We start from the raw sequence: 14,265 nt of genomic DNA, 5'->3' as shown, positions 1-14,265 counted from the left end.
CTCGGAGCACCAGGAGGGGAGAGGAAGGGCCGCCGCCCGCTTCGGCGGCCCTTCCTCATGCGCCCCTTCCTCATGGGCACGGGAACGCGGGCACCTCTTTCCTATTTCCTACTTCTTACAGAACTCCGCTTCCACGATCGCCTCGCTGTCGCCCGTCCAGTCGCTGTTGAAGTTGAAGGCGAGGGAGTGGCCGCCGTCGGACGTGGTGACGGCTTCCGAGGTGGAGCCGTGGATGCCGCCGCCGTGGCCCCAGACGGTGATGCCGCAGCTGAGCTTCCGTTCGATGAGGCCCAGGCCGTAGCCGGCGCCGGGGATCTCGTCGACCTTGATCGTGGTCTTCATCTCGGCTAGCTGCTTCGGCGGCAGGAGCTTGCCCTTGAGCAGCGCGGAGTAGAAGCGGTTGAGGTCGCCGGAGTCGGAGATCATCTCGCCCGCCGAGTAGGCCAGGGACGGGTTCAGTTCCGTGACGTCGTACGTCGGGCCCGTCGTCGTCTCGGCCAGCTTGCCGTAGGCGCGGCTGCTCGGCTTCGGGACCTTCGGGTAGGTGCCGGGGACGAGGGTGGAGCGCAGGCCGAGGGGCTCGATGACGCGGGCGCGGATCTCGTCACCGTACGGGTTGCCCGTGGCCTTCTCGATCACCATGCCGGCCAGGACGTAGTTGGTGTTCGAGTAGTTCCAGTCGGTGCCGGGGGCGAAGTCGGGCTTGTGCTTCATGGCGACCGCCACCAGGTGCTCCGGGGGCGCCGTGTCGAAGCGGTGCTTGAAGAAGCCGTCCTTCAGGAAGTACGTGCGGCCGAACTCCTCGTCGTCCGTGTAGTTGGAGATTCCGCTGGTGTGGTTGAGGAGTTGGCGGAGCGTCACCTCACGTCCGTCGTGGCCGTTGCCGCGCACCAGGCCCGGCAGCCATGTGTCCACCTTGTCGTCCAGCGACAGCTTCCCCTCCGCCTCCAGCTGGAGCAGGACCGTCGACACGAAGGTCTTCGTGATGCTGCCGACGCGGTAGCGGTCGTGGGCCGAACGCGGCTTGTCCGTCCTGATGTCGCCGACGCCGGACGTGGCCTTCCAGACGCCGTGCTTGTCCTTGGCCTGGAGGGCCACACCGGCGACGCCGTCCTTCACGGCCGCGTCCATGGCCTTCCGGGTCGCCACGTGGTCCGCTCTGGCCGGTGCGGGTGCCGCCACGGCGGGCGCGGCCAGCGCCACCGCCGCGGCCACCGCGGTCGCCGCCACCAGAGCCGTACGTACGGTGCGTGTTGCCATGTGATCTCCCCCTTCGCACCGACATTCTCGGCGGCTCCGAGAACGTTCGGTCGCGAAGGGGGACACCCCGGTGGGCGGGCAGGTTGAGCAGGTTCGCTCCGGTTGAGCGCTTTTCAGCCCTTGCGGAGGACCAGCTCCGTGTTGCGGTCGCCACCCGTGCCGGTGAGGGTGTCGCGGCGGCCGGGGGCGTTGTAGGAGAGCTCGCGGTAGAGGGCCGCGAGGCCGGTCTGGGAGAGGTCCGTGAAGTCGGTGGCGTGCGGGGCGGCCGATTCGATCAGGGTGGTGAAGAGGGAGATCGTGCCGTCCTTGTTGTCCACCAGCTCGATGACGCGGGCGAGTTGGGGGAAGTCGATGTGGGAGGCGGTCGAGATCTCCCAGAAGGAACCGCCGCTCGCGGCCGAGTGCGGGGTGATGCGGTTGCGGTGGCTGTGGCCGTTCACCCAGGCCAGGACGTTGCGGTGGCGGCCGAGCAGGGACAGCACCTCGTCGCCGCCGTGGCGGGCCTCGCCCGGGCGGGACGGGTCCTTGTTGAGGTTCCGCATCGACTTGCTGGTGTGGTGGCTGAAGACGACGGCGTACGAACCGTCCTTGGCCGCCTCCTTCAGCGTGCGGTCCAGCCACTTGAGCTGGGCCGTGCCGAGCGAGCCCTCGTAGTGGCCGCCGGGGTCGGTGGAGTCGAGGCTGATGCCGATGACGTCGTCGGCGATACGGAAGGCGTAGTACTGGGTGCGGGCGTCCAGGTTGGCCTTCGAGTAGCCGTGGCCGACCGGGCCGGGGCCCGTGTGGGCCGGGTCCAGGTGGGCCTTCAGGTACTCCTGCGGGGTGAAGGGGGCGCGGTTCTCGTCCGGGGTGACCGAGCGCATCTTCTTCGCCTGGGCCTTGAGGATGGCCTTCCACTCGGCGCCCCGGGGGTCGCCGCCGCTCTTGACGTTGTCCCAGATGGCCTTGCCGACCTGCTCGTCCAGGGTCATCAGCTTCCTTCCGCCGACCGCGAAGTCGGCGAAGAAGGAGTCGCCGGGGGCGTAGCAGCCGCCGGGGAGGGAGTCGTGGTTGCCGACCGTGGAGTACCAGGGGACGTTCAGGCCGGGGCTGTTGACCTCGCGGATCGCGGCGGCCAGGAAGCCGTTCAGGTGCGGGAAGCCGAGCTGCTTGTCGGCGTCGCGGAGGATCGCGTCCGGCTGCCAGTAGAGCTTGAGGCCGCTGTTCTGGACGCCCTCGTAGCGGCGCGGGTCACCGGAGTTGGGGGTGACCCGGCCACCGCTCATCACCTTCAGGAACCAGTCGAGTTCCGTCTTGGAGTTGTTGTCGGTGTTGTCGCCGGTCGTCATGACGAAGTGCAGGGGGGAGCCGGTCACCGGGGCTCCGCGCAGCGCGTTCACCCGCTCGACGAGCGAGACGGCGCCGGCCACGGACAGGGCCTCCTGCGGACGCCAGGCGCTCGCGGTCTGGGCGCGCAGGTACTCGTAGCGCAACGGGTGCTGGACGTCCACCACGTGCAGGTCGGTGAACTGCACGAAGGACGCCAGCGTCGTACGGCGGGTCTCGCGGCCGGACTTGGGGGTCGCGAGGTCGCCGCGGACCACCCGCTTCCAGGCGGGGCCGTCGCCGAGGCGGCGGTAGCCGGAGGCGTTGCGGGGGGCCGCGACCGAGGCGAGGGTCGTGCCCCGGGTGTACGGCGCGAGGGGGGCGGCCGGGGCCTCTCTGTTCGAGAGGTTGGCCAGGGGGACCTCGGCCGCCTTGTCGGCGGTGGCGGCGGCGTGGGCGTCGGTCTCCGGCCGCATGGCGAAGCCGGCCCCCGCGGCGAGGCCCACCGCGCCGGTTGCGGCGAGGAAGGCCCTGCGGTCAGGGTTGGTGGCGGCTGCTGCGACTGAGCGTATGCGCGACATGGCGCGGTCTCCCCGAGTGCGAACGCGTCGGAAGTGGTCGCGGGGCCGCTCCGCGGTGGGGGCCGGAGTGGGGTTCCCGCTCGTACTTGATGCTTGGCAGTTGGGGTGACCTGGACGTTAACGAGGCGGCAACGGGTGGCGCCGATCACCGTACGTGGATCTTCGAGTACGGTGCGCGTTCACTGGGGGTTCCCGAATGTGAGCGGGAGTGAAGGGAGGGGGTCACTCCTTGTTCATCTGGCGGGGTACGGCATCTATTCGCCGTGGGGGTGCGGTGGTTGTGTGGCTGCGGGTGCGTCGTGGCTTGTCGCGCAGTTCCCCGCGCCCCTTATCGACTGATCGGGAGTGCCAGGTGGCCGTTCCCCGGGCGTTCCCTCCAGAGTCGTAGGGCCGCGTCGACCAGGTCCACACGCTCCAGGTTCGGCACCTCGTCCAGGGGGTGCCAAGCGGCCATGTCGGTGGAGCCGTTGAGTTCGTGGCGGAGGTCGCCGCCGGTGACGCGGGCCTCGTAGACGATGCGGAGGGCGTGGAAGTCGACGTCGCGGCCGACGTGACGGGGGCGGTCGCGCCGGACGGAGTGGATGCCGAGGAGGGCGGTGGGCTCAATGTCGTAGCCCGTCTCCTCGGCGGCCTCGCGGACGACCGTGTCGTACGGGTCCTCGCCGTGGTCCATGCCGCCGCCCGGCAGGGTCCACTTCTTCTCGCTGCCGTCGCGGGAGACCCAGCGGGCCAGCAGCACCCGCCCGTCCCGTACGCACATGGCGTAGGCCGCCACCCTCAACTGCTCGCGCATACGGAGACGTTACTCAGTGGCCGTGGCGCCCCTGACGGGTGGCGGGTTCAAGTGGCGGGTTTACGCCATGACACAATCCCGCCGCCGTCAACTCTCCCCAAACATGCGTCACTTCGGTAAGGCTGAGCGATCATCCGGGACCGCATAACGGACCGGACCGATCCGAACCGCCGCTCGGATCATCAATGATCGTTTTCAGCTGAATTCCTTACCCAAAAGGGACGTCGATGACCCTCACCCCCCAGCCCGGCCCCCGGCCGGGTACGAGACGCGTGGCGCGCATAGCCGTGGCCGCGGGTCTGGTCGCCGCGCTTTCCGCGGCCGGGCCGATACCCATGGCCTTCTCGGCGGACGACCCCTCCGCGACCGTCCCGGCCGACGGCGGCGTCAAGTCCGCGCACGACAAGCTCGGTTCGACCGACGCCGATCTGCTCGCCGAGGCCAAGGCCGACGGCGACAAGAACGTCACCATGATGATCGCCACCGCGCCCGGGAAGACCGAACAGGTCGCCGAGCAACTGGACGCGGTCAAGGGCGGCTCCGTGGGCCGTACCGACGACAAGCTCGGCTACGTCCGCGCCACGGTTCCCACCAAGAGCGCCGACTCCGCCATCTCGGCCGCCACGAAGCTCTCCTCCGTGCACGGCATCGACCTGCGCCAGGAGATCCTCCTCGACGACCCGTCGCCGGCCGCGGACACCGCGAAGGGCGCCACGTCGCAGCCCACGGTGGCGGAGACGTACCCGGGGCCGGGCAAGAACACCCCCGCCGAGAACCCGTACAACCCGTCGTTCGAGACGGGCGCCGTCGACTTCGTGAAGCAGAACCCGAAGGCGGACGGCCGGGGCATCACCATCGGCGTCCTGGACTCCGGTGTCGACCTCGCGCACCCGGCGCTGCAGAAGACGTCCACCGGCGAGCGCAAGATCGTCGACTGGGTGACCTCCACCGACCCGATCATCGACGGCGACGGCAGCTGGCGCCCGATGACGAACTCGGTCTCCGGGCCGACCTTCACCTTCGGCGGCCGGACCTGGAGCGCGCCCTCGGGCTCCTACTCCGTCAACACCTTCCGCGAGTCCATCACGGCGGCCGGTGACGCGGCGGGTGACGTGAACCGCGACGGCGACACCACCGACGCGTGGGGCGTGCTCTACGACGCGGCGGCCGGCACGGTCACCGTCGACGTCAACCAGAACTTCGACTTCACCGACGACAAGCCGATGAAGCCGTACAAGGACGGCTACCAGATCGGCTACTTCGGCACCGACGACCCGTCGACCGACGTCGCCGAGCGCCAGCCGTTCGTCGTGGAGTACCGCAAGGACGTCCCGATGGATCCCTTCGGGGGCGACTGGGTCGGCAAGAAGGCCGACTTCGTCAACATCGGTCTCATCTCCAGCGAGCACGGCACCCACGTCGCCGGCATCACCGCCGCGAACGGCCTGTTCGGCGGCAAGATGAACGGCGCCGCGCCCGGCGCGAAGCTCGTCTCGTCCCGCGCCTGCGAGTTCGGCCCCGGCTGCACCAACGTCGCGCTCACCGAGGGCATGATCGACCTCGTCGCCAACCGTGGCGTCGACATCGTCAACATGTCCATCGGCGGTCTCCCGGCGCTGAACGACGGCAACAACGCGCGCGCCGAGCTCTACACGCGCCTCATCGACGAGTACGGCGTCCAGCTGGTCATCGCCGGCGGCAACGAGGGCCCCGGCGCCAACACGATCGGCGACCCCGGTCTGGCCGACAAGGTGATCTCGGTCGGCGCGGCCATCTCCAAGGAGACCTGGGCGTCCAACTACGGTTCACAGGTGACCAAGCCGTACCAGCTGTTCAACTTCTCCTCGCGCGGCCCGCGTGAGGACGGCGGCTTCACCCCGACCCTGGTCGCGCCCGGCGCGGCGGTCAACACCGCGCAGACCTGGCTGCCGGGCTTCATCGTCCCCGAGGCGGGCTACCAGCTGCCGGCCGGCTACCAGATGCTGAACGGCACCTCGATGGCCTCCCCGCAGGCGGCCGGCGCCTCCGCGCTGCTGCTCAGCGCCGCGAAGCAGAAGGGCATCGACCTGACGCCCGCGAAGCTGCGCACCGCGCTGACCTCGACCGCCGACCACATCAACGGCGTCCAGGCGTACGCCGAGGGCGCGGGCCTGATCAACATCGTCGACGCGTGGAAGTCGGTCAAGGCGGGCGCCACGGCGCACGACTACGCCGTCAAGGCCCCGGTCGACACGGCCATCGACTTCGCGCTCGAGACCCCGGGCTTCGGCACCGGCATCTACGACCGTGAGGGCGGCCTCAAGGCCGGGCAGAAGAAGACGTACGACGTGACCATCACCCGTACGTCCGGTGCCGACAAGGCGATCCGCCACGAGCTGCACCTGGAGAACAACCGGGACAACACGTTCCGGATCGTCGGCGACGACGTGGTCTCCCTGCCGCTGAACAAGCCGGTCACCGTGAAGGTCGCCGCCAAGCCGGAGAACTCCGGCATCAGCAGCGCGATCCTGGAGGTCGACGACCCGAAGACCGTGGGCATCGACAAGCAGATCCTCAACACGGTGGTCGTCTCCACGCCGCTGAAGTACACCCACTCGGCGTCCGGCACGGTCCAGCGCAACTCCTTCAAGTCGTACTTCATCACCGTCCCCGAGGGCGCGAAGACCCTCGAGGTCGCCATCAGCGGGCTGAAGGACAAGAGCCAGACCCGCTTCATCGCCAACCACCCGTACGGCGTCGCGGTGGAGGACACCGGCTCCCCGTACTGCTACAGCAACTACCTCGACGGCAGCGGCTGCAAGCCGGACGTACGGTCGTACGCCGACCCGCAGCCCGGCGTCTGGGAGATCGAGGTCGAGTCGCGCCGGACGTCGCCGGTGCTCGACAACACCTTCAAGCTGAACTTCGCGGTGTACGGGGCGAGCTTCGACCCGGAGGTCGTCACCGTGCCCGAGGCCAAGGTCGGCACCCCGACCGCCGCCTCCTGGAAGGTGACCAACAGCCTCGCCGCCGTCGACGGCAAGCTGGCGGGCGGGCCGCTCGGCTCGGCCAAGACCGACCGGCCGACCATCGCCAACGGTGCCACCCAGACCTCCACGGTCGAGGTGCCCGCGGGCGCCGAGTCCCTGGACGTCACCATCGGCAACACGGCTGACACCGCCGCCGACCTCGACCTGTACGTCTACGACGCCGAGGGCAACGAGGTCGCGTTCGACGCGGACGGCGACTCCGAGGAGTCCGTCTCCGTCCCGTCGCCGGCCGCCGGTACGTACACCATCCAGGTCATCGGCTACGCGATCCCGGCCGGGTCGACCGCGTACGACTACCGCGACGTGTTCTTCTCCTCCTCGCTCGGCGAGGTGAAGGTCGCGGACACCGCCGTCAAGCTCGGCACGGGTGACTCGACGACCGTCTCCGGTGAGGTCGTCGCGGCCGCCGAGGCCCCGGCCGGCCGGGAGTTCTTCGGCCGGGTCCAGCTGGTCAACGCCCGCGGCACCGTCGCGGGCACCGGCAGCGTGCGGATCGAGAAGGTCACGCCGTAGCACTCAGGTAGCAGGCAGTGCGTGAGGGGCGGGTGTCCGGGGGGACACCCGCCCCTTCGGCGTCAGCCGCCGGTGCCGTCACTCGGCGCCGTCACTCGCACGGCATGCGCGCCGCCGCCGGCAGGCCCTCCTCGATCCAGGCCCGCTCGTCGGCGATCTTCCGCTCGCCCACGGTCCACAGGTCGGGTTCGGCGGAGCCCGGCGAGATGCCGATGAGGACGTGGTCGCCCCTCCTCAGCCGGGGATCGACGTCCTCGGCCATGGGGAAGACGACCTCGTCGGCGCCCTCGGCGGGCTTGTAGTAGCGGTCCACGTCGACCGCGATCCGGTACTGCCCGGCACCCGGCACGGGTTCGACGTCGGTGACGGTGCCCTCGACGACGAGACGGGCGCAGGCGAGGTAGCCCAGGTGGCTCAGCTTGCCGCCGCTGTCGTCGTGCGGGCCGCTCACCTCGCCGTCCTGCTGATCGGCGCCACTGTCGTAGCCGCTGTCCGACTTGGACGACGACGTCGTGTCCGCCCCGCCGCCGGCCTGTACGAAGACCCAGCCCACGCCGAAGACCATGGAGGCGGCCACGGCTGCGGCGAGGGTGCCGAAGGCGATGTTCAGGGCGCGCCGGGCGCGGGCCGGCCGCGGCAGCAGGGGCCTCACCTCCGCGACGGGGGCCGTCGCGGGCCCGGACATCTGCCCGGGGTCCGTCTCGGCACCGGCCGCGTCCCCCGGCCGCGCGGCCACGCGTCGCCCCGGCGGTGCCCCGGCGTCGGCGTTCGCGGTGCCCGCCCCGGCCAGCGCCTCACCGATCAGCCCCAGCTGCTCCCGCAACAGAGCGATGTCGGCGGCGGCCGCGTCCCGCGAGGCCACGAAGTCGGAGTCCCGCAGGGCGTCCTCGGGCAACGGTTCGTCGACGAGTGCGGCCATCAGCGCGTCCATGCCGGCGTACGCGGGGCCGTCGTACCGGACGTCCTCGGCGGACTGCACGCGGTCGTGTTCGAGGCCCGCGCGCTCGACGCCGCCCTCATGCTCGAGGCCCGCGCGCCCGACGCCGCCCTCATGGTCGAGGCCCGCGCGCCCGACGCCGTCGCCGAAGACGAGGCCGCCGCGCGCGACGCCGTCGACAGCGGGGTCGCCGTGCTCGGCGTCTCCGCGCTCGGCGCCGCCGTGCTCGGCATCTCCGTGCGCGAGGTCGGCGCGCCCGGCATCCCCGAGCCCGAGGTCGCCATGCCCGGCGTCCCCGCGCCCGGCGTCAGCGCGCCCCGCGTCCCCATGCTCGACGTCCCCGTGCGCCATGTCGTCGTACTCGGCGTCGCGCCGGCTGTTGTCCCGGGCGGCCACGTCACACCACCTCGTCCTCGTGCAGGCGGGTGCGCAGGGCGCGGACCGCCGAGTGGAGCCTGCTCTTGACCGTGCCCTCGGGGATGCCGAGCTCGTCGGCGATCCCGCGTACCGGCAGGTCGGCGTAGAAGCGCAGGACGAGGACCTGGCGCAGGGCGTCGGGCAGCTCGTCCAGGCCGCGGGCGACGGCGAGCGAGAGCACGCTGGAGTCCTCGCCGGAGGGGTGCGCCACGGGCTGGCGCAGCGAGGCCAGCCGCTCGCCGAGGCGCTCCTGGCGACGCTTGGCGCGATGCCAGTCCATCGCCAGGTTGGAGGCGACCACCGCCGCCCACGCGGACACGTCCCGCGGTGCCTCACGGCCGCTCGCGGCCCTCTCCAGCAGCCGCAGCCGGACCTGCTGTACCCCGTCCAGCAGGTCCGACTGCGGCACACCGCCGAGCGCGAGCACCGCCCGCACCCGCCGCTCCTGGGCCGCGTCCAGCGGATCGACGGCCGTGGCGGCGGCGGTGGGCACGGTGGCAGCGGTGTCCTCCGTGCCCCCCGCGACCCCCGCGTCCCCCGTGTTCCCCGCCTCCCCCGTCGCCGCCGGCGAGTCGCCGCCCCCGGTCCGCAGGTCGCCGGCCCCGGTCCGCAGGTCGCCGCCCGCGTGCAGCGGATCGTCCACCTCCTGGACGCGGCGCGCCTTTCTGCGCAGCACAGCCACCCCTCCCCTCCCGCGTTTCCTCTACGACGCCGGTCCGGGCCGAAACGTTCGGAACCGTCGCCCGACCTTTTCCGGCGCAGCGCAGAGGCGTATGTCACACCTTCGCGTGCGCCCGGGTGCCGTGGGCAGGGTCGAGGCAGCACAGCTTGCGGTACGGGACCGTCGTAGGGTGAATTTCTCCAGCTCAGCCGGGGTGCGAGCCAAAGAAGCGGCTTCACCGGCGGGGGTCGTCGCGTCCCACGGTTCGAGCGCCCCGGTCAAATGGTTGGACAGGCGGACCCGGGCTGACAGCATGATGGAAACGCCTCGGCCATGCCGCAGACACAGACAAGCCACGTAAAAGGAGTCGCCGTGAGGGTCGGAATCGTCGGAGCCACCGGTCAGGTCGGCACGGTCATGCGCAGGATCCTCAAGGACCGTGACTTCCCGACGCGCGAGCTGCGCCTGTTCGCGTCCGCCCGTTCGGCGGGTTCGGTCATCGACGGCGTGACGGTCGAGGACGCGGCGACGGCCGACTACTCCGGCCTCGACATCGTCCTGTTCTCCGCGGGCGGCGCGACCTCCAGGGCGCTGGCCGAGAAGGTGGCGTCCCAGGGCGCGGTCGTGATCGACAACTCCTCCGCGTGGCGCCGCGACCCCGACGTACCGCTCGTCGTCTCCGAGGTGAACCCGCACGCGATCGCCGACCGCCCCAAGGGCATCATCGCCAACCCGAACTGCACGACGATGGCCGCGATGCCGGTGCTGCGTCCGCTGCACGACGAGGCGGGCCTCGAAGCGCTGGTCGTCGCCACCTACCAGGCCGTGTCCGGCTCCGGCCTCGCGGGCGTCGCGGAGCTGCACGGCCAGGTGCAGAAGGTCGTGGCCGACGCGGACAAGCTGACGCACGACGGTTCGGCCGTCGACTTCCCCGAGCCCGGTGTCTACAAGCGGCCCATCGCCTTCAACGTCATCCCCCTCGCCGGCTCGATCGTCGACGACGGTCTGCACGAGACGGACGAGGAGCAGAAGCTCCGCCACGAGTCCCGCAAGATCCTGGAGATCCCGGGGCTGAAGGTCTCCGGCACCTGTGTCCGCGTCCCGGTCTTCTCCGGCCACTCCCTCCAGGTCAACGCCCGTTTCGCGCGCCCGATCTCCGTGGAGCGCGCGACGGAGCTGCTGGCCGGCGCCCCGGGCGTCGCCCTCTCCGACATCCCGACCCCCCTCCAGGCCGCCGGCCAGGACCCGTCGTTCGTCGGCCGCCTCCGCGCCGACGAGACCGTCGACAACGGCCTCGCGCTCTTCATCTCCAACGACAACCTCCGCAAGGGCGCCGCGCTGAACGCGGTGCAGATCGCGGAGCTGGTGGCGGCGGAGCTGAGCGAGTAGGCGGGCAGTACGCCAAGTGGGCGGTCACCGTTCGTCGGTGGCCGCCCACTCGTCCGCGGGTGGTTCCTCGTCCAGCCCGTCACCGCTTGTCCGGTCCCACAACTCGGCGTCCTCACTCGCGGCCCACTCCTCGAAAGCCGCCGCGTACTCCGCGATGAGCTGCTCGTTCTCGTGCTCCATGGACAGAGTGTGCCCGTACCCTCACGACCTGCGCACCTCGAAAAGGAAGCATCCGTATTCGACCGCGCGGACATGGACCAACGCCACCTCCGGGTCGGCGAACGCCTCGTCGAAGGCCAGGCCGAACTCCTCGGGTTCCTCCACGAGTCGGCCGCCCAAGATGCGGCCCTCGGCCGAGTAGCGGCGCACCGTGCGGTGGGCGTTCGTGAAGGGGTAGCGGTCCCCGTCCGGGCCCGCGCACTCCTCCGCATGGATGAAGACCGGCCCCTGCTCGTCGTACGCTCCCGGGTCGACGCCCGTCCCGGCCGCCCAGCGGCGCAGGGGCGCGTACGAGACAAGGGCGATCTGCTCCCCCGGCTCACTGCGGCGCAGACAGCAGCGGAGTGGGGCGCCGCCCTCGTCGTCCACGAACGGGGCGCGCGAGCGCCCCGAATCGTCGGCCGAGCGCAGCTCCTTCAGAACCGCCGGGTCGATCGGTCGTGCGGCGTACGTCGTCATGTCCCCAGCCTCGCGCCCGTACACCCCGTTCACCGGCGGGAATCGGACATCGCGTCCGCGCGGGTCGCATGGAAGGATGGCGCAACCCACACATAACGAGGAGATGACCGCGTGCCTGGCACAAACCTGACCCGCGAAGAGGCTCAGCAGCGGGCGGAGCTGCTCAGCGTTGACTCGTACGAGATCGATCTCGATCTCTCCGGCGCGCAGGAGGGCGGCACCTACCGGTCCGTGACCACGGTGCGCTTCGACGTCGCCGAAACCGGCGCGGCGTCGTTCATCGACCTGGTGGCCCCGACCGTCCACGAGGTGACCCTCAACGGCGACGCGCTGGACCCGGCGGAGGTCTTCAAGGACTCCCGGATCGCGCTCCCCGGCCTGCTGGAGGGCCCCAACATCCTGCGGGTCGTGGCCGACGCCGCGTACACCAACACGGGTGAGGGCCTGCACCGGTTCGTCGACCCGGTCGACAACCAGGCGTATCTGTACACCCAGTTCGAGGTCCCGGACGCCCGTCGCGTCTTCGCCTCCTTCGAGCAGCCGGACCTGAAGGCCACCTTCCAGTTCACCGTGAAGGCGCCGACGGGCTGGACCGTCATCTCCAACTCACCGACGCCCGAACCCAAGGACGACGTCTGGGTCTTCGAGCCGACGCCCCGTATCTCGACGTACATCACGGCCCTCATCGTCGGCCCGTACCACAGCGTCCACAGCGTGCACGAGAAGGACGGGCAGAGCGTGCCGCTCGGCATCTACTGCCGTCCCTCCCTCGCCGAATACCTGGACTCCGACGCGATCTTCGAGGTCACCCGGCAGGGCTTCGACTGGTTCCAGGAGAAGTTCGACTACGCGTACCCGTTCAAGAAGTACGACCAGCTGTTCGTGCCGGAGTTCAACGCGGGCGCGATGGAGAACGCGGCCGCGGTCACCATCCGCGACCAGTACGTCTTCCGGTCGAAGGTGACGGACGCGGCGTACGAGACGCGCGCCGAGACCATCCTGCACGAGCTGGCCCACATGTGGTTCGGCGACCTCGTGACGATGGAGTGGTGGAACGACCTGTGGCTGAACGAGTCGTTCGCCACGTACACGTCGATCGCCTGCCAGGCGGCCCACCCCGAGTCGCGCTGGCCGCACGCCTGGACGTCGTTCGCCAACTCCATGAAGACCTGGGCGTACCGGCAGGACCAGCTGCCGTCCACGCACCCGATCATGGCCGAGATCCGCGACCTGGACGACGTGCTCGTCAACTTCGACGGCATCACGTACGCCAAGGGCGCGTCCGTGCTCAAGCAGCTCGTCGCGTACGTCGGCCAGGACGAGTTCTTCCGGGGCGTGCAGGCCTACTTCAAGGCGCACGCGTACGGCAACACGCGCCTGTCCGATCTGCTGGGCGCCCTGGAGGAGACCTCCGGCCGTGATCTGAAGGCCTGGTCGAAGCTGTGGCTGGAGACGGCCGGCATCAACATCCTCCGCCCGGAGATCGAGACGGACGAGCACGGCGTCATCACCTCCTTCGTGATCCGCCAGGAGGCCCCGGCGCTGCCCGCGGGCGCGAAGGGCGAGCCGACGCTGCGACCGCACCGCATCGCGGTGGGCCTCTACGAACTGGACGAGGCCAGCGGCAAGCTGGTCCGTGACGAGCGCGTCGAGCTGGACGTCGACGGCGAGCTGACCGCCGTACCGCAGTTGGCGGGCAAGCGCCGCCCGGCCGTCGTGCTCCTCAACGACGACGACCTGTCGTACGCGAAGGTCCGTCTGGACGAGCAGTCGCTGGCCTTCGTCACCGAGCACCTCGGCGACTTCGAGTCCTCGCTCCCCCGCGCCCTGTGCTGGGCATCGGCCTGGGACATGACGCGCGACGCGGAGCTGGCGACCCGCGACTACCTCTCCCTCGTCCTGTCGGGCATCGGCAAGGAGTCGGACATCGGCGTCGTGCAGTCGCTGCACCGCCAGGTGAAGCTGGCCATCGAGCTGTACGCGGACCCGACGGCCCGTGAGGCGCTGCTGACCCGCTGGACGGACGCCACACTGGCGCATCTGCGCGCGGCCGCCCCGTCCTCCGACCACCAGCTGGCCTGGGCCCGCGCCTTCGCCGCGACCGCCCGCACCCCCGAGCAACTGGACCTCCTGGAGGCCCTGTTGGAGGGTACGCAGACGATCGAGGGGCTGGCCGTCGACACCGAGCTGCGCTGGTCCTTCGTCCAGCGGCTCGCGGCGGTGGGCCGTTACGACGAGGCGGAGATCGCCGGCGAGTACGAGCGGGACAAGACGGCCGCCGGTGAACGCCACGCCGCCACCGCCCGCGCCGCCCGCCCGACCCCCGAGGCCAAGGCCGAGGCCTGGTCCCAGGTCATCGAATCCGACAAGCTCCCCAACGCCCTCCAGGAAGCCGTCATCGGCGGCTTCGTCCAGACCGACCAGCGCGACCTCCTCGCCCCGTACACCGACAAGTACTTCGAGGTCGTGAAGTCCATCTGGGACTCCCGCTCCCACGAAATCGCCCAGCAGATCGCGATCGGCCTCTACCCGACGATCCAGGTCTCCGCCGAAACCCTCCGCAAGACGGACTCCTGGCTGACCTCCACCGACCCCAACGCGGCCCTCCGCCGCCTGGTCTCGGAGTCCCGCGCGGGCGTCGAACGCGCCCTGCGCGCCCAGTCCGCGGACGCGGCGGCGGCCACGGAGTAGCCGAGGGCCAA

Annotated in this window: 10 protein-coding genes; 3 read left to right on the top strand and 7 right to left on the bottom strand. The window is 70.6% G+C overall.

What is annotated here, in order from left to right:
- Positions 1–108: 108 nt before the first annotated feature.
- The 3 genes from JIX56_RS30990 to JIX56_RS30980 form a co-directional block, all read right to left on the bottom strand.
- On the bottom strand, positions 109–1,260 hold the full coding sequence (locus JIX56_RS30990; RefSeq protein WP_257545354.1) for a serine hydrolase domain-containing protein: 1,152 nt from the start codon (positions 1,258–1,260) through the stop codon (positions 109–111).
- 113 nt (positions 1,261–1,373) lie between these two features.
- A complete protein-coding gene (locus tag JIX56_RS30985; protein ID WP_257545352.1) occupies positions 1,374–3,146 on the bottom strand; it encodes a TIGR03767 family metallophosphoesterase in 1,773 nt (590 codons plus the stop codon).
- 328 nt (positions 3,147–3,474) lie between these two features.
- On the bottom strand, positions 3,475–3,939 hold the full coding sequence (locus JIX56_RS30980) for an NUDIX hydrolase (protein WP_257545350.1): 465 nt from the start codon (positions 3,937–3,939) through the stop codon (positions 3,475–3,477).
- 227 nt (positions 3,940–4,166) lie between these two features.
- On the opposite strand from JIX56_RS30980, the gene JIX56_RS30975 reads away from it, so the two are divergent.
- Positions 4,167–7,481, top strand: a complete 3,315-nt coding sequence (locus JIX56_RS30975) for a S8 family serine peptidase (protein ID WP_257545348.1) — start codon at positions 4,167–4,169, stop codon at positions 7,479–7,481.
- A 91-nt stretch (positions 7,482–7,572) separates the two neighbouring features.
- On the opposite strand, the gene JIX56_RS30970 is transcribed toward JIX56_RS30975, so the two are convergent.
- Positions 7,573–8,814: a hypothetical protein gene (locus JIX56_RS30970; RefSeq protein ID WP_257545346.1), complete on the bottom strand. Its 1,242-nt coding sequence runs from the start codon at positions 8,812–8,814 to the stop codon at positions 7,573–7,575.
- A gap of 1 nt (position 8,815) precedes the next feature.
- Positions 8,816–9,328, bottom strand: a complete 513-nt coding sequence (locus JIX56_RS30965) for a sigma-70 family RNA polymerase sigma factor (protein WP_257551225.1) — start codon at positions 9,326–9,328, stop codon at positions 8,816–8,818.
- Positions 9,329–9,868: 540 nt separating this feature from the next.
- Between JIX56_RS30965 and JIX56_RS30960 the strand changes: the two genes are divergently transcribed.
- Positions 9,869–10,885, top strand: coding sequence for an aspartate-semialdehyde dehydrogenase (locus JIX56_RS30960; RefSeq protein WP_257545344.1), 1,017 nt, complete (start codon positions 9,869–9,871; stop codon positions 10,883–10,885).
- Between the two features lie 24 nt (positions 10,886–10,909).
- On the opposite strand, the gene JIX56_RS30955 is transcribed toward JIX56_RS30960, so the two are convergent.
- Positions 10,910–11,065: a hypothetical protein gene (locus JIX56_RS30955; protein ID WP_257545342.1), complete on the bottom strand. Its 156-nt coding sequence runs from the start codon at positions 11,063–11,065 to the stop codon at positions 10,910–10,912.
- A gap of 21 nt (positions 11,066–11,086) precedes the next feature.
- The gene (locus tag JIX56_RS30950; protein WP_257545340.1) at positions 11,087–11,563 is read right to left on the bottom strand and encodes a DUF1203 domain-containing protein; all 477 of its coding nucleotides are present in this window, start codon (positions 11,561–11,563) and stop codon (positions 11,087–11,089) included.
- Positions 11,564–11,674: 111 nt separating this feature from the next.
- Here JIX56_RS30950 and pepN point away from each other — a divergent pair, with 111 nt between their 5' ends.
- Entirely contained in the window at positions 11,675–14,254 is a 2,580-nt protein-coding gene (pepN, locus tag JIX56_RS30945) for an aminopeptidase N (protein ID WP_257545338.1), read from the top strand.
- Positions 14,255–14,265: the final 11 nt, after the last annotated feature.

This window comes from Streptomyces sp. CA-210063, assembly GCF_024612015.1.
GTDB lineage: Bacteria > Actinomycetota > Actinomycetes > Streptomycetales > Streptomycetaceae > Streptomyces.
Note: the sequence above shows the minus strand (reverse complement) of the source record. Positions and strands in the feature narration are given on the sequence as shown.

Excerpts from the sequence above, each read along its gene's own strand:
- JIX56_RS30990 (WP_257545354.1), bottom strand. The coding sequence starts at position 1,260 with ATGGCAACACGCACCGTACGTACGGCTCTGGTGGCGGCGACCGCGGTG.
- JIX56_RS30985 (WP_257545352.1), bottom strand. The coding sequence starts at position 3,146 with ATGTCGCGCATACGCTCAGTCGCAGCAGCCGCCACCAACCCTGACCGC.
- JIX56_RS30980 (WP_257545350.1), bottom strand. The coding sequence starts at position 3,939 with ATGCGCGAGCAGTTGAGGGTGGCGGCCTACGCCATGTGCGTACGGGAC.
- JIX56_RS30975 (WP_257545348.1), top strand. The coding sequence starts at position 4,167 with ATGACCCTCACCCCCCAGCCCGGCCCCCGGCCGGGTACGAGACGCGTG.
- JIX56_RS30955 (WP_257545342.1), bottom strand. The coding sequence starts at position 11,065 with ATGGAGCACGAGAACGAGCAGCTCATCGCGGAGTACGCGGCGGCTTTC.
- JIX56_RS30950 (WP_257545340.1), bottom strand. The coding sequence starts at position 11,563 with ATGACGACGTACGCCGCACGACCGATCGACCCGGCGGTTCTGAAGGAG.